General features: G+C 64.0%; 10 protein-coding genes. 3 read left to right on the top strand and 7 right to left on the bottom strand.

Going from position 1 to position 12,919, the window contains the following annotated elements; genetic code table 11:
• Positions 1-10 precede the first annotated feature (10 nt).
• From folK to folP, 3 genes are read right to left on the bottom strand one after another with little or no spacing between them, the layout of a single operon-like run.
• Positions 11-523, bottom strand: a complete 513-nt coding sequence (gene folK, locus M653_RS0119935) for a 2-amino-4-hydroxy-6-hydroxymethyldihydropteridine diphosphokinase (RefSeq protein ID WP_027144916.1) — start codon at positions 521-523, stop codon at positions 11-13.
• On the bottom strand, positions 507-866 hold the full coding sequence (folB, locus tag M653_RS0119930) for a dihydroneopterin aldolase (protein WP_027144915.1): 360 nt from the start codon (positions 864-866) through the stop codon (positions 507-509). The genes folK and folB overlap by 17 nt, the downstream gene beginning before the upstream one ends.
• A gap of 3 nt (positions 867-869) precedes the next feature.
• Positions 870-1,718 (bottom strand): dihydropteroate synthase, encoded by an 849-nt coding sequence (gene folP, locus M653_RS0119925; RefSeq protein WP_027144914.1) that lies wholly within the window; start codon positions 1,716-1,718, stop codon positions 870-872.
• 114 nt (positions 1,719-1,832) lie between these two features.
• Here folP and M653_RS0119920 point away from each other — a divergent pair, with 114 nt between their 5' ends.
• Entirely contained in the window at positions 1,833-2,453 is a 621-nt protein-coding gene (locus M653_RS0119920) for a DUF922 domain-containing protein (protein ID WP_027144913.1), read from the top strand.
• A gap of 221 nt (positions 2,454-2,674) precedes the next feature.
• Positions 2,675-4,156 (top strand): MDR family MFS transporter, encoded by a 1,482-nt coding sequence (locus M653_RS0119915; protein WP_027144912.1) that lies wholly within the window; start codon positions 2,675-2,677, stop codon positions 4,154-4,156.
• On the opposite strand, the gene M653_RS0119910 is transcribed toward M653_RS0119915, so the two are convergent.
• The 3 genes from M653_RS0119910 to M653_RS0119900 all read right to left on the bottom strand — a co-directional run bounded on the left by M653_RS0119910 (position 4,157) and on the right by M653_RS0119900 (position 6,111).
• Positions 4,157-5,188, bottom strand: a complete 1,032-nt coding sequence (locus M653_RS0119910; protein ID WP_027144911.1) for an NAD(P)/FAD-dependent oxidoreductase — start codon at positions 5,186-5,188, stop codon at positions 4,157-4,159.
• An 89-nt stretch (positions 5,189-5,277) separates the two neighbouring features.
• On the bottom strand, positions 5,278-5,598 hold the full coding sequence (locus M653_RS0119905) for a 2Fe-2S iron-sulfur cluster-binding protein (RefSeq protein WP_027144910.1): 321 nt from the start codon (positions 5,596-5,598) through the stop codon (positions 5,278-5,280).
• 144 nt (positions 5,599-5,742) lie between these two features.
• Complete coding sequence (locus M653_RS0119900) at positions 5,743-6,111, bottom strand: Hpt domain-containing protein (RefSeq protein WP_027144909.1); 369 nt, start codon at positions 6,109-6,111, stop codon at positions 5,743-5,745.
• Positions 6,112-6,387: 276 nt separating this feature from the next.
• Here M653_RS0119900 and M653_RS0119895 point away from each other — a divergent pair, with 276 nt between their 5' ends.
• Positions 6,388-12,579: a kinesin gene (locus M653_RS0119895; RefSeq protein WP_027144908.1), complete on the top strand. Its 6,192-nt coding sequence runs from the start codon at positions 6,388-6,390 to the stop codon at positions 12,577-12,579.
• A 175-nt stretch (positions 12,580-12,754) separates the two neighbouring features.
• Here M653_RS0119895 and M653_RS01000000133100 read toward each other — a convergent pair.
• Positions 12,755-12,919: transposase (locus M653_RS01000000133100; RefSeq protein WP_051442751.1), on the bottom strand; the 165-nt coding region annotated here is incomplete at its 5' end.

Genomic DNA, 12,919 nt, shown 5'->3' with positions numbered 1-12,919 from the left:
TACCGCCGGTCTAGGACAGCCACCAGTCGCGGCCGGATGGCAGCCGCTCGATGCCGGCCGCATCGACCGCGCCCAGGCGATCGACAACGCGTTTGCCGTCTACGGTAAGGTCCGGCGCGATCTCGGCCAGCGGCTCCAGCACGAAGGCACGCTCCAGCATGCGCGGGTGCGGCACTTCCAGGCCCGTTTCATGGATGATGCGGTCGCCGAACACCAGGATGTCGATGTCGATCAGGCGCGGCCCCCACCTCTCCTCGCGCACGCGTTTGAGCTTTCGCTCGGCATCGAGGCAGAGGTCGAGCAATGTCCGCGGCGACAGCCGTGTCGACAATTCGGCGGCCGCGTTGAGGAAGTCCGGCTGGTCGAGCTTGCCCCAGGGCGGCGTCCGGTAGAGCGAAGAAACGGCGGCCACGTCAGTATCGGTATCGGCGTCGAGCAGGCGCAACGCGGCCCCCATCGACTTGGCCGGATCACCGAGATTGCCGCCGAGGCTCAGATAGACGGTGTTACTCGGGCCAGACAACGGTCACCTCGACGTAATCGAGCACGCCAGGCACCGGGGCATTCGGCTTGCGAACGGTAACCTCGGCTTTGCGGATCTGGGGAAAGCGCCCGGTGAGAGCCTTTGCGACTTCCAGGGCCAAGGCCTCGATCAGGAAACGCCTGTGTCCGGTGATGATTTCCTCAATGACGGTGAAGGCGACGCCGTAATTGACGGTTTCCGCGATGGCGTCATCGACGAGCGCGCGTCCGGGCTCAACGGTGAGCGAGGCATCGACATAGAAGCGCTGACCGAGCGCTTCTTCCTCGTCCAGCACGCCGTGCCGGGCAAAGAAGGCGCAATTCTTCATGCGGATGACATACATGGCTCAGCGTTCCGATCCGGTTTCCCGCGCCAGCATAGCATCCGCCACGGCCAGCGCGTCCACGTTGATTGCGACATCATGGACGCGAAACAGATGCGCGCCCTTGAGCCGGAGAATGACGCTGGTCGCCGCCGTCCCGGCTGCCCGGTCGGCTGCATCGCGACCGGTGACGGTGCCGATGAAGCGCTTCCGCGACGTACCGGCCATCAGTGGGAAGCCGAGTGCATCAAGCTCGGAAAACCGTGCCATCAGGTCGAGGTTTTCCTCCGCCGTCTCCTTGGCGAAACCAAAGCCGGGGTCGAGCACGATCTGGTCGTCGGCGACACCTTGCCCGCGCCCGATCTCCAGCGATTTCCCCAGGAACGCCAGCTGGTCCGCGATCACGTCGGGAAGCTTCTCGCGATCCCGGCCGGTATGCATGATGACGAGCCCGGCGCCGGTTTCGGCCGCCACTCGCGCAATGTCGGGCTCGCGCTGCAGACCCCAGACATCATTGACGATATGCGCGCCGGCGGCCACGGCGAGCCGCGCGGTGTCCGCACGATAGGTGTCCACCGAGATCAGCACGTCGCCCGCACGCGCCAGCGCCTCGATCACCGGCAGGATACGGGCCTGCTCCTCGGTGGCCGAGATCGCGGCGGCGCCCGGCCGGGTGGATTCTCCGCCGACATCGATGATTGCGGCGCCTTCCCCGATCATGCGGCGCGCCTGGACCAGCGCGGTTTCGGGAGCATCAAACAGGCCGCCATCGGAGAAGCTGTCAGGCGTGACATTGAGGATGCCGACCACCACGGCCTTGCCGCCAAGCTCGAGATGGCGCCCATGCGCCAGCTGCCATCGCCTCGCCGTCATTGCGCATCAACCATGGGCTCATCAACCAAGAGGTCATCAACGATGTGTGATCCGCATCGGATCAGTTCCGTTGCGCCGGCAAAGGCCGTAAAGCAAGGTGACAGAAGAGGCAACATGATGACACGATCCCTGCTCTGCGCACTGCTGCTTACCGCCGCCGTTCCGGCGGATGCGGCCAATCTGGTGAAGACATACAGCTATTTCGCCATCGGCGGCAGAACGCTGGAGGATATCGAGCAGCAACTCGCCAAACACGGGCCGCAGGTCAAAAGCACGGGATCGCGCCACCCTGGCGCCACCCAGATGGCTTTCACGACACGCATCAGCTACGCCAGCCAGTCCGGCTCCTGCCGGATCGCCGACGCGGTCGTGACCGTCAAGGTCAAGGTGATCCTCCCCGAATGGCGCCGGCCGCGCAAAGCCGATGCCGACGTGCGGCTGTTCTGGGATACATTGTCGGCCGACATCAAGCGCCATGAAGACCGCCATGTCGAGATCGCCAAGAACCACGGCCGTGCACTCGAAGACGCGTTGAAGGCAAGCTATCCGCAGAAGGATTGCGATGCGGCAAAGGCCAAGGCCGCCGAGATCACGGCGGTCCAGCTAGCCAGACACGATAAGGATCAGGTGCGGTTTGACCTTGTCGAAGGCGCCAATTTCGAAAGCCGCATCCTGCGGCTGATGCGCTACAGGATGGAGCGCATCGGAAGTGGCCGATTGCCGCCGCCGACCTGAATTTCCTCACCGCTTCCGTTGGCCTGGATGCAAGCCAACCGGGCGGAAGCGTAGTGCCAGTTTCGATTTTTTTTCGAGCACTAGTCGAAATAGGCCTATACGGAACGACATATCCAGGGTTGCTACAGCCACAAGCTGGAAACACGAGAATCACGATCGATCGCACCGCGGATGCACCAGACAGACCCGGTGCGGCAGCGCAAAGCGCATGGACGAGAATTATGGACCAGGCTGTCGATAAGCAGACCGTGGCGGCGGCGAGCGCGCCGCTGACCGAAAGCGAAAAGAACGCCATCATCGGCGGCGTCCTCCTGTCGATGCTGCTGGCAGCCCTCGACCAGACCATCGTCGCACCCGCCATGCCGACCATCGGGCGCTCGCTCGGCCATGCCGAATATCTGCCATGGATCGTCACCGGCTATCTCCTGACCGCAACCGCCGTGGCGCCGCTCTACGGCAAGATTTCCGACGTCCATGGACGGCGGCCGACCGTCTATGCGGCAATCCTCATCTTTCTCGCCGGATCGCTGGTCAGCGCACTGGCCCCCAACATGTTCGTCCTTATCCTGGGGCGCGCGATCCAGGGGGCCGGTGGCGGCGGCCTTTTCGCGCTGACGCAGACCGTGGTCGGAGACCTTGTCCCGCCGCGCGAACGGGCGCGCTATGCGGCGTGGTTTTCCGGCACCTGGGCCGTTGCCAGCGTCGCCGGGCCGCTGCTGGGCGGCACTTTTGCTGAACATCTGCACTGGTCCCTCATCTTCTGGATCAACATCCCGCTGGGCTTTGTTGCGATGGCGATCATCAACAAGCCGCTCAAGAAGCTGCCGATCGCGGCCAAGAATCACAGCATCGATGGTCTCGGCGCATTGCTGCTCATCGTCGCCACGGCGCTGTTGCTGCTGGCGCTGAACTGGGGCGGCAGTGCCTATCCCTGGTTGTCGCCGGAAGTCATTGGCGTCCTGGCGTGCTCCGCGCTTTTCTGGGGCGCCTTTGCCCTGCGGCTGACGCGGGCGGGCGAACCGCTCATTTCGCTTGAGGTATTAAGCAACCCGATCGTCCTGGCCGGCACTCTGTCGATGTTCCTGCTCCAGGCCGCCAGCGTCGGCCTTGCCGTCTATCTGCCTGTCTATCTGCAGTCGATACTTGGCCTGACGGCGAGCGAGTCGGGCATTGCAATGCTTGGCCTACTGCTTGGAACCGTGGGCGGCGCCGCTTCCAGCGGCCGCCTGATACCGCGCTTCACCCACTACAAGCGCATCGCCATGGTCGGCGTCATCTTCGCCATCCTGTGCATGGGCCTGCTGGCCTTTGTCGCCGGCCATGCATCGCTGCTTGTCGTCGAAGTCCTGACGATCTGTATCGGGCTGGGAACTGGTACGACGTTTCCGGTAACCACCGTATCCGTGCAGAACGCCGTCGACCGAATGCATCTTGGCGTAGCGACTGGGGTGCTTACCTTTCTGCGTTCGCTGGGCAGTGCATTGGGGGTCGCGATGCTCGGCGCCGTCGCTCTGGGCTTCGGATTGCCGCTGGCCGGTGAAGGCGTTGAGGTGGCCGGACATGTCGTATCGGCCGAACCCTTCGCGATGATCTTCCTCGTCGCAGCCGGCACTCTGGGACTGGGCCTCATCGCGCTGACCCTGATGCCCGAGAAAGAACTTCGAGGCCACGTCGACGATCCGGCGCCGATCCTGGCGGAATAATTAACCCGTGACGCCGAGCTTCTTCTGCAGGCTGGTCGACGAAGTCGTGTACTGGAACACGATGCGTTCGCCGGGGCTGATGACGCGCTTGGCGGCCTGCGCCATCAGCGCCACCTCGTGGAAACCCGACAGGATCAGCTTCAGCTTGCCCGGGTACCAGTTGATGTCGCCCACCGCGAAAATGCCGGGCACCGATGTCTGGAACTTCTCGGTGTCGACCGGGATCAGGTTCTCGTGGAGATTGAGCCCCCATTCCGCGATCGGGCCGAGCTTCATGGTCAGCCCGAAGAACGGCAGCATGCGCGTACAAGACACCTCGATGTCGCCGTCCGGACCGCCCTTGATCGTGGCCGATGCCAGCTGGCCATCGGCCCCGGTAAGTCCGGCCACCTGGCCGACCCTGAATTCCAGCTGCTTCATCTCCTGCATGGCGTACATCTTGTTGACGCTGTCGGGCGCCGCGCGAAACTCTGGCCGCCGATGAACGAGCGTCACGCTCTTTGCCACCGGCTGCAGGTTCAGCGTCCAGTCAAGCGCCGAATCGCCGCCGCCCACGATGACCAGGTCATGGCTGCGAAAATCCTCCATCCGGCGGACCGAATAGAAGACGCTCGTGCCCTCATACGCTTCGATGCCGGGAATTGGCGGGCGCTTCGGCTGGAATGAGCCGCCGCCGGCGGCAATCACCACCACCTTGGCCTCGAACACCTCGTTCTCGTCGGTGGTCACGCGAAAGCCGCCGTCGTCCAACTTTTCGAGGCTGGAGACCATGCGGTTGTAGGTGAAGTCGGGCTTGAACGGCGCAACCTGCTCGAGCAGCTTGTCAACGAGCCCTTGCGCCGAGATCGAGGGCCAGCCGGGAATGTCGTAGATCGGCTTTTCCGGATAGAGTTCCGCGCATTGGCCGCCGGGCTTGTCGAGAATGTCGATCAGATGGCACTTCAGGTCCAACAGGCCGAGCTCGAATACGGCGAACAGGCCGACCGGCCCTGCCCCGACAATGAGGACGTCTGTGCTGATGATGCCGGTCATGATGCGCCTCGCTGCGAAAGTCCAGGCGAGACTGCATGACCGTTGGCCCGCTGCCAAGCGTCAGCGGGAAAAATCGCCGATGCTGGATTTCAGCCCTGACGTTCGGGAACCCGCACGATCAGGCCGTCGAGAGCGTCGCGCACCTTGATCTGGCACGACAGGCGCGAGTTCGGCTGGACCTCATAGGCGAAGTCCAGCATGTCTTCTTCCATCGCCTCGGGCTCGCCGACTTCAGCCGTCCATGCCTCGTCGACATAGACATGGCAGGTCGCGCAGGCGCAGGCGCCGCCGCACTCCGCCTCGATGCCCGGCACGGCGTTGCGGATGGCGTTTTCCATGACCGTCGACCCGTTTTCGGCATCCACGTCGAAATGTGTGCCGTCATGGGCGATGAAGGTCAGTTTGGTCATTTGTCACCTGAAGGGAGTTTCGCCCGGGACGAAGGGAGGTTCGCCCGGGACGAAAGGGAATTTCGCCCGAGATAATCACTCCGGCAAACAAGTCAACTGCCGCGCGAAAGCGGCGCTCCGTGACGTTTTTGTCGCAAACCGGAATCAGCGACTGATGGCGGCTATGAAGTCGCGCACTTCATCGATCAGCCCGCCGAGCCGCTTGAGGGTCTGGACGTCCTCCGGCCGGTGCTCGATATCGGTGGCGCAGTCGGCGATGGCAAAGGCGCCCACGCCGCGGGCCGACCCTTTCAAGCCGTGAGCCAGCAGAAGCCGGTTCTTGATGTCGGCATCGACTATTTTGTCGCGCACCGATAATGCCTGCTGTACAAATAGCGCCAGCACCTCTTGCTCGAGGGCGCGGTCGCCCATCGTTTGCCGGGCAAGGTGTGCCAAATCGACCGGCCGGGACTGCCTCGTTCCCGATACGTCGCCCCCGGGCATTGAGAAGGCAATGCCGCTTTCGCCACGCATGAACTCGAACTCCATTTTCTTCGGCCGCCCTGAAAAACTAGGCGATTCCAGTGGACAACGGGTTAATGAATGGCCGGGAAAAATGTTGCGAAAGCGGCGCCCAAATCACGGTTGCGTTAACCTTATATTTAAAGTTTTACGTATCCCGCGGAATGCATGTTTTCTTTACCCCCCTGTGTCATTACGATACGAGGGGTCCATTTTCAGCCTCCTGCGCGGGGGTAAGACAAACAGAATTATAAGCCCCCGCGGCAGCTAGTACAGGGTAGCGAAGGCATGGCGAAGAAACCAACGACGACCAGAAATCTCGACAGCGACGTAGCCAGGGAACTCGAAAAAGCACTCGATCTCGACTTGAGCGGCGACGCCGACAGCGGCGACCTCGATATCGCGGCTTCGATGGAAGATCTGGAAGCGCAGATATCCCAGGCCGCAGACGAGCTGGCACGCGAGGGACGCAATCAGCAGCCGGCGGCGCCCGTCGTCAATCAGGCTCAGGGCGCCAAGCCCGCGCCAATGGCTCAGGGCGCCAAGCCCGCGCCAATGGCCAAGCCGGCCGAACTTCGCCCGGTGGAGACGCGCAATGGTGGCCAGCCCGCCGGCTTCGCCCCAGCCAACGATGATCGCCAGAAAGATTACAAGACCCTTCTGCACAGCCTGAACAGGCGCGCCTCCAACACCATCTACTGGGTCATCGCCTTTGTCTCGCTCGCCTGGATCGCCGGCGCCGGCGGATTGGCCAACCTGCTTTTTGGACCGAGCATCTGGCGGATACGCACGCTGGACCAGTTCTTTGCCCGCCCCGAACTGATCGGCCTCGCCGTCGCGGCAATCGTGCCCGTCATCCTGTTCTGGGCCTTCGCGGCGATGATTCGCCGCGCCCAGGACATGCGCATCGCCGCGCAATCGATGACGGAAGTGGCTTTCCGCCTGACCGAGCCGGAAAACATGGCTCAGGATCGCGTCATGATGATCGGCCAGGCCGTCCGCCGCGAGGTGGCCGCAATGGGCGAAGGCATCGAACGCACCCTTGCCCGTGCCGTCGAACTGGAAACGCTGGTCCACAGCGAGGTCAACCAGATCGAGCGCTCCTATTCGGAAAACGAAACCCGGATCAGGTCGCTGGTCGACGGACTGGGCAGCGAACGCGAAGCGGTGGTCACCCATGCCGAACGCGTCCGCGCCTCGATCTCCGGCGCCCACGAGACGTTGCGCGATGAAATCGGCGCGGCAAGCGACATCATCCGCGACAGCATCCTCAATGCGTCGACCAAACTGTCGATGACGATCACCAATTCCGGCGACACGCTGATCGACCGCATCAACGAAAGCTCGATGTCGATCTTCGACTCCGTGGAGGGCCGCCTCGACAACATCACCGACCGGCTTTCAACCTCCGGTGAGGCTTTCGCCAGCCTGCTCGACACCCGTATCGCCAAGCTGACGGACACCACGGACGGCTTGACCCGTTCCTTGACCGACCTGCTCGACGACCGCACCACCGGCATGGTGTCGCTGCTCGGCGGCGCCGCACGCACCCTCAATTCCGAGTTCGAAGCCAGCCTCAACGGCATCGAGCGCACCTTGGCCGAACGGGGCCAGGCGCTGATCAGCGAGTTCCAGACCCGCGCAGAAGCGCTGGATACCGGCACCCAGAAGCTCAATGCCGCGCTTGAGGCCCGTGCCCGCCAGATCAACGAAACGCTGGTCGAGCGTGCGCGTGAAATCGCCCACACCTTCGCCGAGAGCAAGGACACGCTGTCGGCCATGATCGATCAGGGCAAGACCCAGATCGGCGCCGACATGGCCGACATCGTCACCTCGACCTCATCCATGCTCGAAGCGCGCGCCAGCGATTTCGCCGGCCGCATGGAGGCAGCCCGCCACGTCGTGTCGCGCTCCTTCGACGCCGACATTCAGCGGCTTGCCGATGCGCGCGTCGGTATCGAGGAAGCCGTCGAAAACCACAGCCGCAAGCTCTCCGAGAGCCGCGAGCGCATGGCGGCCGCCATGCAGGCGGACTTGGAGAAATTCGCCGAGGGCCGCGCCGGCATCGATGCCGCCGTGACCAACCAGGTGCAGAAGCTGGCCGAAGGCCGCGGCCTGATAGCGCGTGCGCTCGAAGAAGACCTGCGCAAGGTCAACGAATCGCGCGCCGCCATCGATGCGTCGCTCGGCAGTCATCTCGAACGATTGGAAGAAGGCCGCAACCGGCTCTCTCTGGCTCTCAACGAAGACTCTGGTAAATTGGTGCAAGCTCGCACGATCATTGATGAAATGGTCGCCGGACATGTCGGAAAGCTGGCTGAAGGCCGCAACATCCTGTCGCGCGCCCTGGAAGCTGATCTCGGCAAACTGTCCGACAGCCGCGCCGACATAGACGGCCTTGTCGCCGGCCAGGTCGAGAAGATCGCCGAGGGCCGCGCGGTGCTCGCCAAGGCACTGGAAAACGATATTGCCGGCATCAAGAACCTCATCGAGGCGCATTCGGCAAAACTGGCCGAAGACCGCTCGCAGCTCGGCCGTTCGCTCGAAAGCGACCTGTCGGGCATACGCGGCCTGATCGACAGCCATTCCGGGCGTCTGGCAGAAGACCGCAGCCTGCTGTCGCAGACGCTTGAAGCCGACCTCGCCAAGCTGGCCGAAAGCCGTTCCAGCATCGACGGGCTGGTCGCCGGCCAGGTCGAGAAGCTGGCCGAGGGCCGCGACATCCTCAAGCGTGCGCTGGAATCCGACCTCAACACGATCAAGAGCGTCATATCGAGCCAGTCGGACAAACTGGCCGAGGATCGCGGACAGCTCTCGCGCGTTCTGGAAGCCGATCTGCAGAATGTGAACAGCGTCATCGCCGATCACATGAACAGGCTGGTTCAGGATCGCTCGACCTTGTCGAAAGCGCTGGAGGACGATCTCGCCAAGCTGGCCGAAAGCCGCTCCAGCATCGACGGGCTGGTCGCCGGCCAGGTCGAGAAGCTGGCCGAAGGCCGCGACATCCTGCGCCGCGCATTGGAGGCCGATCTCAACACGGTCAGAAACAGCGTTGCCGACCAGTCCCAGAAACTGGTCGACGATCGCTCCCAGTTCGCCCGTGCACTGGAGGCCGATCTCGAAACCGTCAACAGCCTTGTCAACAGCCATTCGGACCGGCTTGTCCAGGAGCGTTCGACACTGTCGAAGGCGCTTGAGGCCGACCTGCTGACCGTTAGCGGGCACGTCAACAATCACGCGGAACGGCTTGTCGAGGAGCGTTCGACCTTGTCGAAGGCGCTGGAGGACGATCTCGCCAAGCTGGCCGAGAGCCGATCCAGCATCGATGGTCTGGTCGCCGGCCAGGTCGAGAAGCTCGCCGAGGGCCGCGACATTCTCAAGCGCGCTCTCGAAGCCGACCTGCAGAGGCTGGCCGAAAGCCGCGGCGATATCGATGAGATCATCGCTGGACATGTCGGCAAGTTGTCCGAAGGCCGCAATATGCTCAGCCGCGCGCTGGAAGACGATCTTGGCAAGCTCGCCGAGACCCGCAAGGACGTCGATCGCTCGCTGTCCGGCCACATCGACCAGATCGCGGCCAGGAGCACGGATATTTCCGCCGCGATTGCTGCCGATGTCGACAAGATCGAGCAGGCGTTCAGCCGCCAGACCGGCATCATCGAGGAACGCGCCGGCACCATGGAGCGCGCGCTGTCGACTGGCGTCGATAACGTCCGCAGCGTGCTCGAGAAGAGCGCGGTCTTCGTCGCCGGCGCCTTGCGCGAAAAGGTCCTGGAAGTCACCAGCACGCTGCACGAGCAGGCCGGTGCCGCCTTCAGTGACGCCGATCGCAAGATCGCCGAGCGCGCCGAACAGACGTCCGCCGCCCTGCTGGCACGGGCCGAAGACATCGCCCGCACCTTCGAGGAGGCCGACCGTCGCCTGCACGCCCGTGCGGAAGATACGTCGAACGCCTTGCTCGCCCGCGCCGACGACACCTCCAGCTCGCTGCTGGCCCGCGCCCATGAAACCGCCGATCAGCTCGCCGCTCGCGCTGGCGAGATCGCAGGGACCTTCGACATGGCGGACCAGAAGCTCGCCGCCCGTGCCCAGGAGACCGCCGATCAGCTGGCCGCCCGCGCAAGCGAGATTGCCGGCACGTTCGACGCGGCCGACCAGAAGCTCGTCGCCCGGGCCGTGGAAACGGCGCAGTCGCTGGCCGCCCGCGCCGGCGACATCCTGCGCAACTTCGAAAGCGCCGACCAGCGGCTCGGCATGCGCATCGGCGAATCCGCCGAGGCGCTCGCCGCCCGTGCGTCGGACCTCGGCCGCATCTTCGACGCCGCCGACCAGCATTTGGTCTCGCGCATCGCAGAGGGTTCAGGCGCGCTGTCCAGCCGGGCGTCCGAAATCGCCCGCATCTTCGACGACGCCGACCAGCGCCTGGTTTCGCGCATCGCCGACAGCACCTCGACGATCGGCGAGCATGCGCAGACCATTGTCGGCGCCTTCGCAAGCACCGAACAGAGGGTCGCCGATCGCGCGCGCCAGACCGGCCAGGAACTGGCCGTGCATGCCCGCGAAATCGAACAGGCGCTTGCCGGCGCCGACGAGCGTCTCGCGTCGAGCGCGGCGGCCGCGGCCGCCCGTGTCGAAGAGCAGATCGCCGGCGTCGAAAACCGGCTCGCCAACACTGCCGAGACGATGGGCCAGAGGCTCAACGAGCAGGTGTCGACCGCCGAGGCGCAACTCGTATCGCGTGCCAACGTGATCGCGGAAACCTTCACCGCGGTCGGCCAGCATATCGGCCAGAGCACCAACGACGCCGCCAAGACGATCGGTGCCAACACCCGCGAACTCAACACCATGCTCGCGGCGCGGTCCGCCGAGATGTCGAAGATCCTCGACGAAACCGCGCGGCCATTGGTCGAGCGCTTCGCCCAGGGCGGCTCGGAACTGCAAAAGAGCATGGAGGAGGTCACCGAACGCGCGACCGAGAAGCTGCGTAGCGAGAATGCGACCCTGGTCAACGCGCTCGCCAACCGTACCGCCGAAACTTTGTCGGCGGTCGAAGGCGCCCGTTCTTCGCTGTCCGACAGCGTCGCCGATCTCATCGGCCGCATGACCAAATCCAGCTCGCAGCTCGGTCAGCTGATCGAGCAGGCCGCGGTCAACCTCGGCGAGGTCGACCAACGACTGACCGGCAGTACGCAAAGCTTCGCTGCGACCACCGAAAAGGCGGCACAGACCTTTGCCAGCTCGGCGCGTCTGGTCGATTCGAACACGACAAGGCTGACGGAACTGTCGTCGTCGACCTTGCGCGAGGTCGCCTCGATCGCCACCAAGTTCGACGAACACAGCCGTCTGCTCGCCGGCGCTTCCGACCTCCTGAGCTCGGCCCAGAGCAACCTCGAACACACGCTGGAAAGACAGTCGTCGCTCGAGGATCTCGCCGTCGGCCTGGTCAAGAAGTCGGAAGATCTCGAAAGGGTCATGCGTTCTTTCGAAAACCTCGTGGGCCAGACGCTGCAGAACGCCGAAGGCAAGACGCTGGAATCGGCCGACAAGATCCGCAACGCCATCACCGATGTCGTCGAGTCGGCAACCAAGCGCTTCGCCGATGCGACCGAGGAAATGCGGCGCACGGCGGGCTCGATCAAGAGCGAACTCGACCTCACCCGCGCCGAGCTCAAGAAAGGCGTCATCGAGATGCCGGAAGAGGCCAAGGAATCGACCTCGGCCATCCGCCGCGCCGTTTCCGAGCAGATCAACGCCTTGAAGGAGCTTTCGGATATCGTTGCGAAATCCGGTCGTGGTGGCGACTCCTCGGAACCGCGCCCCTTGCGCCCGGCGCCGCAGGCACCGGCGGCACGCGCCGCCGAGCCGCCCCGTCGTGCCCCGGCACAGCCGCAGGCGGATCTGCGCCCGCCACAGGCACCGCTGGGTGGCGCGGGACTGCGTGGCACGCTCGATCTGGAGCGTCCTGCGGAGGCGGCACCGCGCCAGCGTGCCGCCGACGCCACTGCCCGCGCGCCGCAGGGCGGTTGGGTGCGCGATCTGCTGACCGCCGCGTCGAACGATGCCGAGCTCAGGCCGGCGGCCCCCCAGGCGCCCGCGGAAGCACCGCGCCCGGCCCCTGCCCAGCGTTCGCCGCTGCATGTCGTGGAATCGCTGAACTCGCTGTCCGTCGATATCGCCCGGGCCATCGACCACGATGCCTCGATCGAACTGTGGAACCGCTATCGGCGTGGCGAGCGTGACGTGTTCACGCGCAGGCTCTACACGCTGAAAGGCCAGCAGACGTTCGACGAAATCCGCCGCAAATACCAGGCGGAGGCAGAATTCCGCGCTGCCGTCGACCGCTATTGCGACGATTTCGAGAAGCTGCTCAAGGATGTCTCGCGCAATGACCGCGACAACATCATGGCGCAGACCTATCTCACGTCGGATACCGGCAAGGTCTACACCATGCTGGCCCATGCCAGCGGCCGCCTGCACTAGGCGGTCGACAGAATGGATGCAAAAAAGGCGGGACAAGTCCCGCCTTCAGACTGCTGACAAACCCCCGTCGAATTTCGGCGGGGTTTTGTTTTATGGGACTGAATGGATTTGCGATTTTGGTGTCAGGATAATTTGACNNGATGGCGCAGGAGGCACACCNGGTGGTTCTTGGGCCTCAGGCGAAGCCGGTTCTTGGCTTTGGCCACTGGCAAAGGGCGATTTTCTTGATGTTCTGCGCTGCGGCTGCAATCAGGCACTGGCAGGCGACGCGAACGTGACTTCGGAAGCGGGCGTAGCGGTGGCCATGCAGTTGTTTGGCATCCGCGAAGGAGCGTTCGAC

Source organism: Mesorhizobium sp. WSM3626 (assembly GCF_000513935.1).
GTDB lineage: Bacteria > Pseudomonadota > Alphaproteobacteria > Rhizobiales > Rhizobiaceae > Mesorhizobium > Mesorhizobium salmacidum.
Note: the sequence above shows the minus strand (reverse complement) of the source record. Positions and strands in the feature narration are given on the sequence as shown.

Bases quoted from the DNA above. Each gene is read 5' to 3' on its own strand.
- folB (WP_027144915.1), bottom strand. From the start codon at position 866: ATGTATGTCATCCGCATGAAGAATTGCGCCTTCTTTGCCCGGCACGGC.
- folP (WP_027144914.1), bottom strand. From the start codon at position 1,718: ATGACGGCGAGGCGATGGCAGCTGGCGCATGGGCGCCATCTCGAGCTT.
- M653_RS0119920 (WP_027144913.1), top strand. From the start codon at position 1,833: ATGATGACACGATCCCTGCTCTGCGCACTGCTGCTTACCGCCGCCGTT.
- M653_RS0119915 (WP_027144912.1), top strand. From the start codon at position 2,675: ATGGACCAGGCTGTCGATAAGCAGACCGTGGCGGCGGCGAGCGCGCCG.
- M653_RS0119910 (WP_027144911.1), bottom strand. From the start codon at position 5,188: ATGACCGGCATCATCAGCACAGACGTCCTCATTGTCGGGGCAGGGCCG.
- M653_RS0119905 (WP_027144910.1), bottom strand. From the start codon at position 5,598: ATGACCAAACTGACCTTCATCGCCCATGACGGCACACATTTCGACGTG.
- M653_RS0119900 (WP_027144909.1), bottom strand. From the start codon at position 6,111: ATGCGTGGCGAAAGCGGCATTGCCTTCTCAATGCCCGGGGGCGACGTA.
- M653_RS0119895 (WP_027144908.1), top strand. From the start codon at position 6,388: ATGGCGAAGAAACCAACGACGACCAGAAATCTCGACAGCGACGTAGCC.